The organism is Macrococcoides goetzii, assembly GCF_002742385.2.
Classification (GTDB): domain Bacteria; phylum Bacillota; class Bacilli; order Staphylococcales; family Staphylococcaceae; genus Macrococcoides; species Macrococcoides goetzii.
In genome coordinates this window covers 296,979-313,906 of sequence record NZ_MJBI02000003.1, presented here as the reverse complement: position 1 = coordinate 313,906, position 16,928 = coordinate 296,979, and the positions used below count along the sequence as shown (strand labels likewise).

15 protein-coding genes and 1 pseudogene are annotated in these 16,928 nt (G+C 30.1%); 15 read left to right on the top strand and 1 reads right to left on the bottom strand.

From position 1 onward, the window contains the following. The 10 genes and pseudogenes from BFS35_RS14305 to BFS35_RS09465 form a co-directional block, all read left to right on the top strand. Positions 1 to 150 (top strand): annotated as a pseudogene (locus BFS35_RS14305) (IS30 family transposase); the annotation flags it as partial. 336 nt (positions 151 to 486) lie between these two features. After that, complete coding sequence (locus BFS35_RS09505; RefSeq protein WP_205757156.1) at positions 487 to 2,838, top strand: AAA family ATPase; 2,352 nt, start codon at positions 487 to 489, stop codon at positions 2,836 to 2,838. Further along, positions 2,831 to 4,129, top strand: a complete 1,299-nt coding sequence (locus BFS35_RS09500; RefSeq protein WP_099581362.1) for an McrC family protein — start codon at positions 2,831 to 2,833, stop codon at positions 4,127 to 4,129. Before BFS35_RS09505 ends, BFS35_RS09500 begins: the two co-directional genes overlap by 8 nt. Before the next feature lie 48 nt (positions 4,130 to 4,177). Then, the gene (locus BFS35_RS09495) at positions 4,178 to 5,080 is read left to right on the top strand and encodes an ADP-ribosylglycohydrolase family protein (protein WP_099581360.1); all 903 of its coding nucleotides are present in this window, start codon (positions 4,178 to 4,180) and stop codon (positions 5,078 to 5,080) included. A 287-nt stretch (positions 5,081 to 5,367) separates the two neighbouring features. Then, entirely contained in the window at positions 5,368 to 6,450 is a 1,083-nt protein-coding gene (locus BFS35_RS09490) for a GntR family transcriptional regulator (protein WP_099581358.1), read from the top strand. 152 nt (positions 6,451 to 6,602) lie between these two features. Beyond that, complete coding sequence (locus tag BFS35_RS09485; protein ID WP_099581356.1) at positions 6,603 to 8,201, top strand: xylulokinase; 1,599 nt, start codon at positions 6,603 to 6,605, stop codon at positions 8,199 to 8,201. Continuing rightward, positions 8,194 to 8,901: an L-ribulose-5-phosphate 4-epimerase AraD gene (araD, locus tag BFS35_RS09480; protein WP_099581354.1), complete on the top strand. Its 708-nt coding sequence runs from the start codon at positions 8,194 to 8,196 to the stop codon at positions 8,899 to 8,901. The genes BFS35_RS09485 and araD overlap by 8 nt, the downstream gene beginning before the upstream one ends. Position 8,902: 1 nt before the next feature. Then, a complete protein-coding gene (araA, locus tag BFS35_RS09475; protein WP_099581352.1) occupies positions 8,903 to 10,321 on the top strand; it encodes an L-arabinose isomerase in 1,419 nt (472 codons plus the stop codon). Positions 10,322 to 10,326: 5 nt separating this feature from the next. After that, positions 10,327 to 11,679, top strand: a complete 1,353-nt coding sequence (locus BFS35_RS09470; protein WP_099581350.1) for a sugar porter family MFS transporter — start codon at positions 10,327 to 10,329, stop codon at positions 11,677 to 11,679. Between the two features lie 62 nt (positions 11,680 to 11,741). Next, complete coding sequence (locus BFS35_RS09465; protein WP_158554294.1) at positions 11,742 to 12,713, top strand: aldose epimerase family protein; 972 nt, start codon at positions 11,742 to 11,744, stop codon at positions 12,711 to 12,713. Between the two features lie 211 nt (positions 12,714 to 12,924). On the opposite strand, the gene isaB is transcribed toward BFS35_RS09465, so the two are convergent. Then, the gene (gene isaB, locus BFS35_RS09460) at positions 12,925 to 13,497 is read right to left on the bottom strand and encodes an immunodominant staphylococcal antigen IsaB family protein (RefSeq protein WP_099581346.1); all 573 of its coding nucleotides are present in this window, start codon (positions 13,495 to 13,497) and stop codon (positions 12,925 to 12,927) included. A 177-nt stretch (positions 13,498 to 13,674) separates the two neighbouring features. Between isaB and BFS35_RS09455 the strand changes: the two genes are divergently transcribed. The 5 genes from BFS35_RS09455 to BFS35_RS09435 all read left to right on the top strand — a co-directional run bounded on the left by BFS35_RS09455 (position 13,675) and on the right by BFS35_RS09435 (position 16,868). Next, on the top strand, positions 13,675 to 14,124 hold the full coding sequence (locus BFS35_RS09455) for a hypothetical protein (RefSeq protein ID WP_099581344.1): 450 nt from the start codon (positions 13,675 to 13,677) through the stop codon (positions 14,122 to 14,124). 302 nt (positions 14,125 to 14,426) lie between these two features. Further along, positions 14,427 to 15,182, top strand: a complete 756-nt coding sequence (locus tag BFS35_RS09450) for a hypothetical protein (RefSeq protein ID WP_099581342.1) — start codon at positions 14,427 to 14,429, stop codon at positions 15,180 to 15,182. A 29-nt stretch (positions 15,183 to 15,211) separates the two neighbouring features. Continuing rightward, entirely contained in the window at positions 15,212 to 15,661 is a 450-nt protein-coding gene (locus BFS35_RS09445; RefSeq protein WP_099581340.1) for a hypothetical protein, read from the top strand. A 146-nt stretch (positions 15,662 to 15,807) separates the two neighbouring features. Further along, on the top strand, positions 15,808 to 16,086 hold the full coding sequence (locus BFS35_RS09440; protein ID WP_099581338.1) for a hypothetical protein: 279 nt from the start codon (positions 15,808 to 15,810) through the stop codon (positions 16,084 to 16,086). A gap of 137 nt (positions 16,087 to 16,223) precedes the next feature. Next, positions 16,224 to 16,868 (top strand): hypothetical protein, encoded by a 645-nt coding sequence (locus tag BFS35_RS09435; RefSeq protein WP_099581336.1) that lies wholly within the window; start codon positions 16,224 to 16,226, stop codon positions 16,866 to 16,868. The last annotated feature ends 60 nt before the right edge of the window (positions 16,869 to 16,928 follow it).

Below are 16,928 nucleotides of genomic sequence, written 5' to 3'. Positions count from 1 at the left end.
GTATCTGATGAGATAATTTATCGTATCCAAAACTGGATGAACAATTATCCCAGAAAAATTCTAGATTACGAAACACCTAAATACCTGTTTCTGAAGTCATTAAAATCCGAAGGATTATTAAGTGAACCATTAAGCTACTATCTCTATTAATTTGGATGTTGTGGCTAACTTGCAATTGAAATTTTCGAATATTAAAAGGGTATAAAAAAGGTTTGTTTTAACCAAAATCAATAATAAATGTATAAAACGCAATGGCAAACTTATATTTGTCATTGTGTTTTACTTTTTAACTATTAAACTGTTTTAAGAATTTCTTTAGTATATCATAACAATTATAATTTTCGATTATAATTGTTATGATTCTTAATAATTGAAATTGTAATTGAATATATTAGTTTTCCTGTATTTTAATAAAGTAATCAAACTAAATTAAGTATATTATTATAATATATTTATATCTAAATAATTTATATTGGAGGATTCATTATGCCTATAGATTACTCAAAACGTTATTTCTGTGTAGGAAGTCAAAATGGTTTTGATGAACCGCAAGATTTTATTAAGAATAGTAACTGGTGTATTGGTTGGTTTGGTGATGAAAAGAATAGTGATTACAAAAAAGCTTTTCGTTATTTAGAAAGAATGAGAATTGGGGACTACATTTTTCTTAAATCAACATTTACAAAGAAAAACAACTTACCTTTTCCTAATGTAAATGATCGTACTGCTTCAGTGATGCGAATAATAGCTGCTGGTATTATTGAAGGAATTGAAGATGATGGTCATACCGTTAAAGTAAACTGGATTCATGATTATTCGGATCAACAAAAGTTATGGTATTTCTATACAGGTCGAAATAGTGTTTGGGAACTGGATTTAATTGGTGGTCGTTTTGCTGAAGAACTTGTAGCTTTTGCATTAAATGAAAAGGATCAAGATTATAGTATGGCAATTAATACACCCAATTGGTCACACTTTGTGACGAAGGAAGGTGAAATGACTGAAACAATAATTGCAAAGCATCAACCGCTAAAATTATTTTATAAAGACTTAAAAAAGAAAAAGTTATTAGCATATTCATTTAGAGAACATTCTTATGATGTTAAAGATACATCTAAAAATAATATTAAATGGAAAGATTTATTGAGAAATATTGCTATGCATTTGGAGATAGACAAGTACGATGATATTGAAATTACTGTAGACGATGTTTATCCAGATTTGCCAGAGGTTAAAAAAGATTACTTTAAAAGAATGCTTATAAATGCAATTGGATTGTATAGAAACAAAGAAGATGTGCAACGTCAGATAAAAATAAGAGGTGCATCTTCCGTTATGGGCATTGGTGAAATCAAATTTGATAATCAGTCAATTTGGTTTGGTTCTATAGCTGGTATTGACGTAATGGTTTTAATCCAAGGTATGATAAATAAGTTTGGTAAGGATGACGATGTTTTAAAAATTTGTTATATGAATGAAGTGCAAACAGATGCGGTTGATGAAGAAGTTATAGATGAAAATGTTGAAGAAGAGGAAAAGGATAATAAATTAAATACTATTTTATTCGGTCCTCCCGGCACAGGTAAAACTTATTCTGTTGAGAAATATAAGAAGAAGTTGCTGGATAATCAGACAAGTGAAGTGGTCAAATACGACTTTGATGGTATAGGATGGCGTCATGCTATTTACATAGCGTTTAGATCAAATGGATATAAACCGATGTCTATTAAAGAAATCGAAAATACTGAGATTATTCAAAAATATGCTGAAACGAAGAATAGTAAAGCGCCATATGGAACAATTAGTACGACAGTTATTGAGAATTCAACATATGAAAGTACAAAAACCGTCTATCGAAGAGGTACAGATTATTTTGAAAAGGTAAATAACAAATGGCAATTGACTGAAGTAGGGAAAGCTGAAGCAGAAGAAATTAAAGATCCAAAAATAGATAACAATGCTTCGACTCAATTTTATGAATTTATTACTTTCCATCAGTCATTTGGCTATGAAGATTTTATTGAAGGTATACGTGCAGAGGTAGAGAATGACGTCATTAATTATGTAGTTAGAGAAGGCGTCTTCTTAAAATTCTGTAAAGCTGCGATGCGTGATAAAGAGCAGGGGAACAGTAATAATTTCTTGTTTGTTATTGATGAATTTAATCGCGGGAACATTAGTAAGATACTTGGTGAACTTATAACGTTAATTGAAGTGAATAAGCGTATTAGTTACATTGATGGCGAATGGAAAGGTATGCAAGTGACATTGCCTTATTCAGGTGAAAAGTTTGGCGTGCCTGACAACGTATATATTCTAGCGACAATGAATACAGCAGACAGATCATTAGCTACGATAGATACAGCGATTCGTAGAAGATTTGATTTTGTTGAAATGATGCCGGATTCTGAAATAGTAAGAAAGAATGTTGGTGAAGATGGTGCTATCGGTGATATTGATATTGCTGGGATTATGGATGCTATGAATCAACGCATCCAGTATTTATATGATAGAGACCATATGCTTGGACATGCCTTATTCTTAAATATTGAGTCATTAGAAGATTTACAATATAGATTTGAAAATAAAATTATTCCGTTACTTCAAGAATACTTCTTTGATGGCTATCAAAAGATAAAAGCGATTCTAAATGATGTAGATAGTATTTATATTAATAAAAAGCAAGAGAGTCTAAATAATGTGTTCGATCATCGTTTAATAGAAGATTGGTATGACCAAGATAAAGACATTTATGAATTTAATAATAAAGTCTCGATTGGAGTATTTGAACAGTTCATTCGAAATGTAATCACATATGAAGAGATAGAAAATGAATAAAATTAGAAATATTACAATTACCGAATATGGTCGAATTTATGCAGGTGATGTTATTGATAATGTTCAAATTACGAAAGAGGATATTAATGAATTAAAGTTATTCATAGATGAGAATAATGAGAAAGATAAATCACTAAGTAGCATTGAAGAATACTTGAAACCCATTAGAAACGGTGTCCAAGCGAATAATTTTGTTGGTGTATTAAAGACGAAATCAGGATTAACAATTGAGATATTACCTAAAATAGCAAATGGACAACATGACTTAAATGATATGAAAAAACTGTTCATTAAGATGCTATCAACCTTTAAACAAATTAACGGTAAAGCGTTTGAAATGACGCATTTAAGTATTAATGACAATAGCTTAATAGAAATATTTATTGCTATGTTTCTACAAGAGGTAAATGTAATTATTAAACGTGGTTTAAAGTCTGATTATATTGTATTAGAACAAAATGAATCATATTTAAAAGGTAAGCTAAACATACAAAAGCAAATACAATTGAATAGTTTTAATAAAACGAGATTCCATAGTAAGTTTGATGAATTTGACATTAATATACCGGAAAATCAAATCATAAAAAGCACATTGTTATTTTTGAAGAAAGAATCTAAAAATGGTCATAATCAAAAAATGATAAATATGTACTTACATTATTTTGATTCAGTGAGTTCAATACGTGATGTAGATAATACTTTCAAAAAGATAAAGAAAAATAGAGAGTATGCATATTATGATCAATCTATCATTTGGGCAGAAATATTTCTGAAGAAAAAATCTTTTACATCGTTTACTGGAAATAGTTTGGCTTATGCGCTACTGTTTCCAATGGAAAAGGTATTTGAATCTTATGTTGCACATATGATTAAGAATCACCTTTCAAATCATGAAGTATATTTACAAGATAGTCGATATTATTTATTTGATGATGACGGATCTGGAAATAAGCATTATAGATTGAAACCGGATATGATAATTAAAAACTCTGAAACGAAACTTGTTACAATAGTAGATACAAAGTGGAAGATATTAAATGCAAATGGACCAGCTCAAAGTGATTTATATCAAATGTATGCATACAATTCCAGGTATAAACATTATGGTAAAGATGTTAATAAAGTGGTATTACTCTATCCGCAAAGTAATTTATACAATGAAAAAGTATTTATTAGTAAAAAGATTGGTCCAAATAACATGGAAAATTTAAATTCAAAAATTGAGGTTGTTTTTATCAACTTATTTAATACAAGTTGGATTGAAAAGATAAAGAATAGAATAAATGAATAATACAGTTTATTTGAAAAATTAATATGAATTTCATTGGAGCTGATCCGTTTGATTAATCAGTTAAAAGGTATGATTTACGGATTTATTGTTGGTGATGCTTTAGGTGTACCAGTAGAATTTAAGCCACGGGGTACGTTTGAAGTCAATGATATGATTGGTTATGGAACATACGATTTACCACCTGGTACTTGGTCGGATGATTCTTCTTTATTGTTATGTACGATTGAACATATGAATGAAAACAGTACACTTGATGACTTGATGCAAAAGTTTGCAGATTTTGATTATAGAAATTATATGACGCCATTTGGAGAAACATTTGATATTGGCATTACAACGCATGAGGCTTGTCAAAACTTTGAGTATTTGAAGCGTAGTGCTACAGACTGTGGCTTATCGGGTGAATATGATAACGGGAATGGCTCTTTAATGCGAATTGCACCAATTGTTAAGAAGACTTTAGATTTACCAATTGAAGATAAATATAGAGTGGTATCGGATTATAGCAAACTCACACATGGGCATGAAAGATCTATAATGGGCTGTATGATTTATATTTTAGTGCTAGAAGCATTGTTAAGTAATATTTATAAATCAGACTTAATAAATCATGTTCAAATACAATTAGAAGAGCTGGGTAAGGATTATTCTGATTATTATAGAATATTTAATGGATTAAAGATTCTTCATATCGATGAAATAAGATCAACAGGTTATGTTGTAGATACTTTAGAAGCGGTCCTTTATTGTTACTTGAATCATGAAACGTATCAAGAAGGCGTTTTTGCAGCAATCAATCTTGGTGGAGATACTGATACGATTGGAGCTTTAACTGGTGCATTGTTTGGTGTAACATCTGGTTATATTGCAGAGATAGATAAATATAAATCACGCTTGGCTAACTTAGAAAAAATCGAAAGTATTGTAGAGTGGTATTCTGACAAACGATAGTTACTATTATCGAAATTAAATTGTTGCTGGCTGTAGTAATTGATATTTGGATATTTTTTATTGGCTTAAATCATTTAGAGATTTTGGGATTAATCTATAATAAATATGTAATAATATAAAAAATAAAAAAATAAATATTTGTAAATAATTTTATTAAGATCTTAGCTAAGTAAATCTGAGTTAAGATCTTTTATTTTACTCACTAATTAAAAATTTGTTTGTCTTATATACAAGAGTTTATTATCATTAATATGATTAATAATAGATGGAAAAAAGGTGAGATTTATATGAAGGAAGCAAAATATCAAAAAATAGCTAATTTGATTAAACAGAGTATATTAAATAATGAATATAAAATCGGTGATATGCTTCCATTTGAAAACCAACTTCAAGATAATTTTAAAGTCAGTAGACATACTGTTCGAGAGGCAATCAACGTATTAGTAAATGAAGGCTATGTACAAAAGAAAAAAGGTGTCGGTACTTTTGTAATTGATGAATATACTAAATCTAACTCGATGGATAATAAAAATATAGGTGTCATTGTTACATATATGTCTGATTATATTTTTCCGAATATCATAAGAGGAATTGAGCAAGTATTAAAAGAAAAAGGATATTCTTTAATTTTAAGTTCTACGAATAATAATCCAGTTGAAGAAAGACAAACGCTTGAATTAATGATTCAACAAAATGTTTCAGGCATTATAATTGAGCCAACAAAAAGTAATCAGTTTAATGTTAATCTTTCGTGTTACTCATTATTGAAGAAAAAAAAAATACCTTTCTTATTTATCAATGCTAAATATCAAGAAATGGATGAACCATCAGTATGTGTAGATGACGTTCAGTCAGGTTTTTTAGCTACGAATCATTTAATAGAAAATGGACATGAAAATATTGTTATTATTACAAAAGAAGATGATATCCAAGGTAAGTTCAGAATGAAAGGATATATTAAGGCATTAGAACTGAATAAAATGATAATAAATGATGAAAATATAATTTTGTACAATACAGAGAATCAAAATGAAAAAATTATGCATTTAACAAGTAAAATTATTAACAAAGAAATCGGTTGTACTTCAATTGTTACATATAATGATCAAATTGCTTATATTATTATGAATGAGTTAAAGAAAAATAATATTAAAGTGCCTGAAGATATATCGATTGTTGGTGAAGATAATTCAAGCTTAAGTCGATTGGAAAATGTTTCTTTAACAACAACTAATCACCCGCAGGAAGAATTAGGACAAATTGCAGCACATAATTTGATAAGACTAATAAATAATGTATTGCCTGATAATGAGAAAGAAACCATTTTGAAAACTCATTTAATAAAAAGATCAACAGTAAAATCAATATAACTTATTAAGACTTTGAATCTTAACGATTCAAAGTCTTTTTTTGTTCACAACATATACGAATATCTAACAATAATATTATTGACATATACGTATACGAGGGATAAAATGATGTTGTAAACGATTTCAGAAAACGATTACATGGAGGTGTAAGAATGTCAAAATATAATGATGATTTGTTTAACCATATGTCATTAGGCATAGAATTCGGATCTACTAGAATTAAATGTGTAGCTATTGATGACGATTTTGAAAGTATTGCTGTAGGTGTTTATGAGTGGGAAAACAAATTTATTAATGGTTTCTGGACATACAGTATTAATGATGTATGGATTGGAATCCAAAAAAGTTACAAGCACTTAGTTGAACAATTAGAAGAAATATTCGGGAAGAAAGTTACCACATTTAAATCAATTGGTATTAGTGCAATGATGCATGGTTATCTTGCTTTTGATAAGAATGATGATTTATTAGTACCTTTTAGAACTTGGAGAAATACAACAACAAATCAAGCAGCTGAAGAACTAACTAAGTTATTTGAATTTAATATTCCTGAACGATGGAGTATTGCACATTATCACCAAGCATTATTAAATAACGAAGAACATGTGAAAAATATTGAATTTATTACTACCTTATCCGGATATGTTCATTGGTATTTAACTGGTGAAAAAGTTTTAGGAATCGGTGATGCTTCTGGAATGTTTCCTATAAACGAAAAATCAAAAGATTATAATGAAAAGTTTGTAAAAAAATATAATGAATTAATTAAAAATTCTGAAATCGATATTAGTTCACTTCTACCAAAAATAAAATTAGCGGGAGAGGTTGCAGGTAAGCTTACTCCAGATGGTGCAAAATTATTAGATCCAGATTCAAATTTAATTGCTGGTATACCATTCTGTGCACCGGAAGGTGATGCTGGAACGGGTATGGTTGCAACTAATTCAGTTGAAATTGGAACGTGTAATATATCAGCAGGAACAAGTGCATTTTCAATGCTTGTTTTGGAAGACCAACTTAAAAATCTGCATCCAGAAATAGATATGGTTACAACACCAACTGGAAAACCGGTTGCAATGGTACATACGAATAACTGTACAAGTGAAATCAATGAATGGGTAAATTTATTTGGTGAACTTTTAGACTTATTTGATTATAAATACTCAAAAGAAGAGCTTTATAACATATTATTTAATCAAAGTTTAATCGCTGATGAAAATACTGGGAATTTAATAAATTACGGATACATTTCAGGTGAAAATATTACAAATATTGATATTGGAGCACCAATGCTATTAAGAAAATCGAATGCAAATTTTAATATTGCTAATTTGATGAAGAGTTTAATCTATAGTTCATTTGCTACTTTGAAAATCGGTATGGATATTTTAACACAGGAAGAAAAAAAGAATATTAAACATATCGTTGCTCATGGAGGAATATTTAATTCTGGTGAAGTTGCACAAGATATTTTAGCTGGTGTTTTAAATACAAACGTTAGTACAATGAAAACTTCTAACGAAGGCGGTGCCTGGGGAATCGCAGTATTATCAAAATTTATACATGAAGAAAATTTTACACTTGAAGAATATCTAAAAGAAGAAGTTTTTACGGATGTTGATATAGTTTCATCAGATGTGAATTCAGATGCGAAAGCTAATTTCAATAATTATTTAGAAGATTATAAAAAATATTTATCAGTAGAAAGAGAAGCAGATAATTTATTGAAAAGTGGTGATAAGAATGTATGATTTATTAAAAGAAAAAGTACTTAATGCTAACTTAGATTTACCACTTAATAATCTTGTAAAGTTAACATGGGGTAATGTAAGTCAAGTGGATCGTGCATTAAATGTATTTGCAATCAAGCCAAGTGGTGTTCCATACGAAAAATTGAAGAAAGAAGATATAGTTGTTTGTGATTTAGAAGGTAACATTGTCGAAGGAAATTTAAATCCATCATCAGATATGAAAACGCATGCATATTTATATCGAAATACGGAAGTTGGTGCAGTTTGTCATACACATTCGACTTGGGCAACTGCTTATGCACAGAGTGGTAATGATGTAGAAGTATATGGAACTACTCATGCTGACTCATTTTATGGCTCTATTCCATGTGCTAGATACTTAACAGCAGAAGAAGTTGAAGATGATTATGAATTAAATACAGGAAAAGTAATAGTTGAAACGATAAAGAGTAAAAGTATTGATTATTTGAGTATGCCAGGTATTTTATTACATGGCCACGCTCCTTTTACTTGGGGGAAAGATGCAAAAGAAGCTGTTACTAATTCATTGATTTTAGAAGAAGTATGTAAGATGAATATTCTGACAAAAATAATTAAAACAAATCCTGAGAAATTACCAGAGCATATTTCAGAGAAACATTATCAAAGAAAACATGGTAAAAATGCTTATTATGGACAAAATAAAAAAGGAGAGATTTAATATGAGTAAACAAAAATTTTGGTTTGTTGTGGGATCTCAACATCTTTATGGAGAAGAAGCACTGACTCAAGTTAAAGAAAATGCACAAAAGATTGTTAATCATCTAAATAAATCTGAATTGTCATTTGAAGTTGAACTTTATGATGAATTAGCAGTAACTGCAGATACAATCACAAAAATTATGAAAGAAGTCAACTATCAAGATGATGTGCAAGGAGTAATTACATGGATGCATACATTTTCACCAGCAAAAATGTGGATTAGAGGTACTAAACTGTTACAAAAACCTTTATTACACTTAGTAACACAATTTAATGAAGATATCCCATGGGATACAATTGATATGGATTATATGAATTTACATCAATCTGCTCATGGAGATAGAGAGTATGGATATATCAATAAAAGATTAGGTATCAATAACAAAGTTATCGTTGGTTACTGGAAAGATGAACATGTAATCAAAGATATAGAAGAATGGATGAATGTAGCTTATGCATATAATGAAAGTTTTAATATCAAGGTAGCAAGATTTGGAGATAACATGAGAAATGTTGCCGTAACTGACGGTGATAAGATTGAAGCACAAATTAAGTTTGGCTGGACCGTGGATTATTACGCTATTGGCGACTTAGTTGCATTGGTTGAACAAGTATCTGAAGAAGAAGTTAATAATTTATTAGAAGAATATAGAGAAAAATATGATTTCGAATTAAGAGATATTGCTGAAAATGATTTTATAGCTTCAGTTAAAGAACAAATAAAATATGAAGTAGCTATTGAAAAATTCTTAATTCAAGGTGGTTATTCTGCATTCACATCAAACTTTGAAGACTTATATGGTATGAAACAATTACCAGGACTAGCTGTACAGCGTTTAAATGAAAAAGGTTTTGGATTTGCTGGTGAAGGAGATTGGAAAACAGCAGCTTTAGATAGATTTATGAAAATAATAGCTAAAAATGAAGCTACAGGTTTTATGGAAGACTATACTTATAATATGAGTAAAGGGAACGAGTTAATTCTTGGTTCACATATGTTAGAAGTCGATCCGACATTATCTAATGAAAAACCTAAGATTGTTGTTCAGCCATTAGGAATTGGTGGGAAAGATGATCCTGCAAGAATGGTATTCGATGGCAAAACAGGAGAAGGTATCGTAGCTACGTTAATTGATGATGGTGATGATTTCAAGTTGATTATCAATGATATCGAAGCTGTATCAGTTGCAGAAAAAGCTCCTAAACTACCAGTAGCCAGAGTAATCTGGAAAGTTAAACCTGACTTTAAGAATGGTGTTAAACAATGGATTGAAAACGGTGGAGGACATCATACTGTACTATCATTAAAAGTTACTAAATCTCAATTGATTACTTTTGCTAATCTTGTTGATTTAGATTTTGTTGTGATAGGAGAGTAATAACTATGTCAAATTCTAAAAAGCCGTCTACAAGTTTAATATATACATTTGGTGCTTTTGGTGGATTTTTATTCGGATATGATATTGGAATTATTAATGGTGCATTACCAAGTATAAAGGAAACTTGGCATCTTACTCCTTTATTAGAAGGTACAATTACATCGATATTGTTCTTAGGTGCAATGTTAGGTGCTGTCTCTATGGCACCATTAGCAGATAAACTTGGACGAAGAAAAATGATTATGATTGCAGCCATAATATTTGCTTTAGGTTCATTAGGATGTGCGTTTTCTACTAACACGAATTTATTAATCATTGCCAGATTTATTCTAGGTATTTCTGTCGGTGCAGCCTCGGCTTTGGTACCAATGTATATGGGAGAAATATCGCCTCCAGAAGTTCGTGGGAAAATATCCGGTTTAAATCAATTAATGATTACGGTCGGAATGTTAATTTCTTATGGCGTAAATTATGCATTCATTAATATAGATGAAGGTTGGAGATGGATGTTAGGTGGAGCAATTGTTCCCGCATTAGTATTATTTTTTGGATCTTTTGTATTACCAGAGTCTCCAAGATATCTAGTTAATATAGGTGATAGAGCTGGCGCCTTAAAAAGTTTATTAAGAGTTAGAACTGAAGAGGCAGCTCAAAATGAATATCAGGAAATTGTAGAGATGTATGAAGAAAGAAAAATGAATAATACTAAAGTTAAATTTACGAAACCAATTCTATTTTCAATTTTTGTTGGATCATGTGTAACATTCTTACAACAAATACAAGGTGCAAATACAATATTTTATTATTCATCTCAAATACTTGGTGATATTTTTGGGTCAACAATTAGTGGAGTTATCTCAACTGTTGGAGTAGGAGTAGTATTTGTACTAGCTACTATAGTTACCTTATTATTTGTAGATAAGTTCAAAAGAAGAACGTTATTCATGTCAGGATCAATAGGCATGGGAACTTGTTTATTGCTAGTCGGCTTAATTTATCCATATACTAGTAAAGGTGAGAATTGGGCTATTACTTTAGTATTTATACTTATTTGCCTTTATGTTATATTCTATGCTTATTCATGGGCTGCAGTTACATGGATTGTAGTAGGTGAATTATTCCCTGGAAGTGTCCGAGGTTTAGCGACCGGTATAGCATCTATGGTGAATTGGTTGGGAAATATTGTTGTTGCTTTATTCTTCCCAATATTATTATCGACTATAGGATTAAGTAATATTTTCTTCTTATTCACAGGATGTTGTGTTATCGGTTTATTATTTACGAAATTTTTATTATATGAAACTAATGGTAAGACATTGGAGCAAATTGAACATTATTTAGAGAACAAGTTTGCCTAATCTCTAAAAGGGAACAACTTAATATTAAGTTGTTCCTTATTTTTTAAGCAGGAGGAATTGAAGTGAAGTATTCTAAATTAAATAACATTTATACTTTATCAAATAACAATATAACTATTGAATTAACAAATCTCGGTGCAATCATTAAAAGAATCATGGTTCCTCATAATGATCAGGAAATTGACATTGTCCTGGGATTTGATAATGAAAAGCAATACCTTGAAAATGATTCTACTTATTTTGGCGCAGTTATTGGTAGAAATGCTAATAGAATAGAGGATAGTATTTTTAACATAGAAGGTACACAATTTAATATTGAATCTAATGAAGGTGATAATAATCTTCATAGTGGTTCAAGCGGGTTTTATACTAGAATATGGGATGTTGTATCTCATAATGAATATAGCATCACTTTTTCATTACTTAGTCCTCACTTAGATCAAGGATTTCCTGGGGAATTAAAGATGGAAGTAACATATGCACTTTCTGGCGATAATGCGTTAGAAGTGACTTACAAAGGTCGAAGTGACAGATTAACTGTATTTAATCCGACGAACCATAGTTATTTCAATTTAAATGGGCATGATAGTGGTGACGTTCTACATCACGAGTTATGGCTGAATAGTCATAAATACAGTGAATTAAATGATGAAAGTATTCCTACAGGTAAAAAATTAGATGTGACGGATACGAACATGGACTTTACTAATTTAAGAATGATTTCAGAAGATAAGACGGATGAATATGATGATAACTTTATTTTAAATAGTAGTGATATTCATCAGAAAGCTGCAACGCTTATTGGTGATGTAACTGGTATACAAATGGATGTTTATACAAATAGTCCATGTATTCAGCTTTATACCGCAAATGGTTTGGATGATGTACATGGTAAGAATGGTACGATTTATAACAAACATGCTGGTGTGTGTTTAGAAACACAATTTGAACCGAATAGTGTAAATTCAAATCATCCACCTTTAATTGATGGTGAGAAAGAATATAAAACGATTTATAAGTTTTCGGGATTTTAATATATATCTAGACTGTGAAATATGCCGTAAGTCTGATTAAATAATTGAAATCCACTTATATTTAATGTATCGATGAACAAGAAACGCTGCAAGCGAGGTTAGTATATCTAACCGAACTTACAGCGTTTTTTATAAAATATAATCCACTCGTACACAAGTCATTATACAGGTAAAAGGAGGAGAAGAATTAATGGTTTTTCGCTGAATCTAATTAATAATCTACTTTATCACTGTTACTAGCAAAGAGGAAGATATCCGTCACTTTACCTTTTTGATCGAAAGAGAATGATATTTCGCCGTACTTTGTAGGCACAGCTAAGCCTGTAATTTGTGAGTCGTCTGATTGAGTTCTTGTAGCTACCTGGCCAAGGTATGCTTTCTCAATTGTCTGTATGGAAATTTTACCTTTTTTAACTGGTAAATATATGCCGATAATTTTTCCGTCTTTTTTAAATGCAACAGTATCGTGTTTTTTCACTAAATATTTCTTATCAAACTTTTTCTTATACTTAAAATCATGATACGCCTTAATTACTGGTTTTAGGTTTGTTTTCCCGAGCTGTGTTGTTACTTTCCATCCATTAATTGTTACATTACTTTGTTTCACAGCATTAATGAAATGTTTATCTGTTACAAATTGATAGCTATATCCAGTGTAACCGTTCCATTTGTAATAAGGCTTAACTGATTTAGCAGTTGTTGTCTTAGCATCAACGATTTGCACACCGTTCATAGTCATCAGTAAAGTTGTTGCAATCCCTAAACTTAATATCGCTTTCTTCATTATAAATCCCTCTTTTCTGGCGTTTTTTAAACCCTATAATGTTATTTCTATTTTATTATAATACATTTTTTTTACATTATGGAATTATTTATCTATTTGAGTATGCTAGTAAAATTATGTTTATTTTCTTGTAAGTAATTTATATTTATAGATATAAGTGATAAATGAGGTTTTCATATGACTGAAAAAAAGTTGAATCAAATTTTAGAAAATCAGGAGCGTATTGAAAAACGATTAGAGAATATTGAAATGTTGCTTGTAAATCTTGCAACGTCTTTCGGTCAAAAGGAAGGATTATTTGATGTAGATTTTATTTTGGATGAATTGGAAAAACATTATAAGAAATTAAAGACTGAAGTCAATATTGATAAAATTGATGAATTCATGCAGAAAAATAATATGAAACAAATTCAAAACTATCTACGTTATGCAATACCTGTCGATGAGGGAATTAGTGTTTTAGCAAATATAACGAGTGAAGAGCAATTTGAGGACTTACCAGTTGAAGAATACGTTGATGTGTCATTTAAATATGATTTAATTCAGGAAAAATATGCTGATAATCATTTATTTCAAAAATTTTTACGTGACTTAGAGGAAGAGATGGATGAAGATCTACCGTTTTAATTGATTGTTATAGAAGATTAACGTAATAAAATATGCTATAATATTTCTATCACTCGTAATTCTTCAGCAAGCGTGACCCGCATTCGTATGATTGCGACCATAAGCTACGTGTAATCGTAGCCGCCCTGGAGTGGAGGAGACATTAAATATTATAATTCGAGCTCGAGTCATACAAATATGATTTGAGCTTTTTTCTTTTTCTTTTCAAATGATATAATTACTTCAATAAATATTTAAGCCAAAGACAAGTATCATAATTTATATATAATATATCATAACAACGTATAATGTAGAGGTGCTACATGGATTATATTACAAGGAAAGCAATGCAGGATGTCATTAAAATGATGAAAGCGAAAGAGTTAAGAGCATTTATTGAACGCGCATGTATTGATTATCCGGAAGTTTTTGAAGATTTTAAAGTATTTAATCATTTGGAAGTTCTATCAATCAATCAGTATGTAATCGAACTTGAAAAGATATTTAATAGAAATGCAGATGATACAGAAAAAGTTTCAGTCAGAAAGAAAATACTTAATGAAATTGAGTCGTTATTGATGCCACAATTGGAAATACACTTTCAGGAGAATAAATTCGAATGGATGATGGATGCTATCATTTTAACAATGCCTATGATTGGTCGAGATACTTTAGGTAAAATGGAGGACCATTTAATTCAAATTCATGAATATTTGATGTACGTACACGAAAAAGTGTTATCAAATTTCAAGGCATCAGAACTTTTAAGTTATATGCGTAGATTTTTATCTATCTCGACAACTTGTAATGAAATTACAGAGACATATATATTAAGTCATGTAAAAGTGTTAATGGATTCAATTGATTCTCCGGATGATTTATATCATGAAATGAAAGACTTACTTCAAAACCTTCCAGAGGGTGTGAGTCATCGTCGTACGATAGCGATAATTGTTGTGATGATCAAGCTTCAGGATTATATTCGTGTTAAAGATAAAGGGTTGAATAAATTATTATCTCAATTTGACGACTACGAAATCGTTCAGGACCATTTAGGAATATTGAAACTAGTAGAATAAAGTGAGGATGAGTATTCATTATGAGGAATATGGACGACAATAAATTAGATAAAATATTAGAAAATCAGTATCGTATTGAAAGGCGATTAGAAAGAATAGAATCGATGTTAAATACTATTGTTGAGAATGAACATGACGATTTATTGGATAATATATTTGATTTCGATATTTTAGTAAAAGATTTAGAAAAAGATTTGAAAAGGTTGAAGAAACACTTTAATCTCAAAAAACTAGATGAATATGTAACAACACGAAATATGCGTGCGTTGAAGCAATTTTATGAATTATATTATCCAATAAGTGTTACATTAGAAATTATTTATGAACTTGCTGAAGAGGATGAACCAGCTAAATTAGGTTTAGATAAATATATTGAGATAGATAAAAAAGCCGATGAAATCGCTAATCAATTGTCACAAGATGAAGAATTCTTAAAAATGATGAAACAGTTAGAAGGAGAGAAGTTGTTGTTTTTATAGCAGTACAATTGCTTGATCAGCTCAGATGTAAATCTGAGTTTTTATTTAACTCTTTTCATTGGTGATGGCAAAAAAGTGATTATAAAAAGATGGATTTCATACTACATTATAGATAAGTCATATAATAAACTTAAGGGGGTCAACTGATGAAGAAAGTATTAGTGTCAACACTTGCTGATGGTTTGTTATTGTGTGGTACTGGTTTGAATGAAGCGGATGCAGCAACGAAATATAATTTAACATCAAAGACGGTTGTAAATAAGATTAAACATAGTACGTTAGCTCCAAACGGTATTAAAATCGGTAAGAAACTGATTAGTGTACATTTAAATAACTTTAAAACAACTGCTGAGATTAAGAAATTCAGAAAAGTACTTAAGACCAAAGAATACTATCCAGCAATTAAGAAAAGTGAATGGAAGTAAAGACTGAAGTCCAGATGAAAATCTGGGCTTTTTTTGTGGTAAAAAGTTAATTCAGTAAGACAAAATTTGTCTGAGAATGCATATATAATTCTATTAAGTACATAATACTTAAACAAAATACATAGAGGTGAATAGCAATGAAAAAAATGTTAACGGTTATTCTTGCAGGATCGATGTTAGTAGGATTAACAGGAACACATGATGCAGAAGCAGCAACAAAATTAAACTTATTAAGTAAGTCGACAATCAGTAAAGCGAAAGCAGGTAAGCTCACGCTTAGTGGTCTTCAATTAGGGAAATCTATTGGATATTACAAAGGTAAGAAAGGATACTCTTTTATTGGATTAAATAATTTGAAGAATCCTGAATATGTAGATGCTGTTGTTTCGAATAAAATTGGTCTTGGTTATGCTCATTTTACATCACATCGACCAATTAATAAGAGATACATAACACAATTAACTTTTTCTGCTACAGGTAGTCAAAAATATACTCCGACAATCATCAGAAAATATTATGGTGCGCCTTTAACAACATTGAATTTTGGATCTACGCTTGATGGGACAGAAGAGCTAAAAGTAGAATATTATAAAAATGTTCGTTTCCAGTATTTAAGAAAGATAGATTTTGAAACTAAAAAGCCTAAATCAGGTTATAAGTTATTGCAAGTTCAGTTAACTAAAAGTCCAACTGTGAGTAAAGTAAATGGGTGGAAACGTATTGATAAGAAGTACGGTATATTTTCAGGTGGTCCAATGGTACTTCATAAAAGTGAATGGTAGGAGTATGTAGTGATAACAGAAATATTATTTAATATATCAACTATCAAAATACTATATGAA

Coding starts and splice junctions, on each gene's coding strand:
- BFS35_RS09490 (WP_099581358.1), top strand. CDS start 5,368: ATGAAGGAAGCAAAATATCAAAAAATAGCTAATTTGATTAAACAGAGT.
- isaB (WP_099581346.1), bottom strand. CDS start 13,497: ATGAAGAAAGCGATATTAAGTTTAGGGATTGCAACAACTTTACTGATG.
- BFS35_RS09485 (WP_099581356.1), top strand. CDS start 6,603: ATGTCAAAATATAATGATGATTTGTTTAACCATATGTCATTAGGCATA.
- araD (WP_099581354.1), top strand. CDS start 8,194: ATGTATGATTTATTAAAAGAAAAAGTACTTAATGCTAACTTAGATTTA.
- BFS35_RS09445 (WP_099581340.1), top strand. CDS start 15,212: ATGGACGACAATAAATTAGATAAAATATTAGAAAATCAGTATCGTATT.
- BFS35_RS09450 (WP_099581342.1), top strand. CDS start 14,427: ATGGATTATATTACAAGGAAAGCAATGCAGGATGTCATTAAAATGATG.
- araA (WP_099581352.1), top strand. CDS start 8,903: ATGAGTAAACAAAAATTTTGGTTTGTTGTGGGATCTCAACATCTTTAT.
- BFS35_RS09455 (WP_099581344.1), top strand. CDS start 13,675: ATGACTGAAAAAAAGTTGAATCAAATTTTAGAAAATCAGGAGCGTATT.
- BFS35_RS09500 (WP_099581362.1), top strand. CDS start 2,831: ATGAATAAAATTAGAAATATTACAATTACCGAATATGGTCGAATTTAT.
- BFS35_RS09440 (WP_099581338.1), top strand. CDS start 15,808: ATGAAGAAAGTATTAGTGTCAACACTTGCTGATGGTTTGTTATTGTGT.
- BFS35_RS09435 (WP_099581336.1), top strand. CDS start 16,224: ATGAAAAAAATGTTAACGGTTATTCTTGCAGGATCGATGTTAGTAGGA.
- BFS35_RS09470 (WP_099581350.1), top strand. CDS start 10,327: ATGTCAAATTCTAAAAAGCCGTCTACAAGTTTAATATATACATTTGGT.
- BFS35_RS09505 (WP_205757156.1), top strand. CDS start 487: ATGCCTATAGATTACTCAAAACGTTATTTCTGTGTAGGAAGTCAAAAT.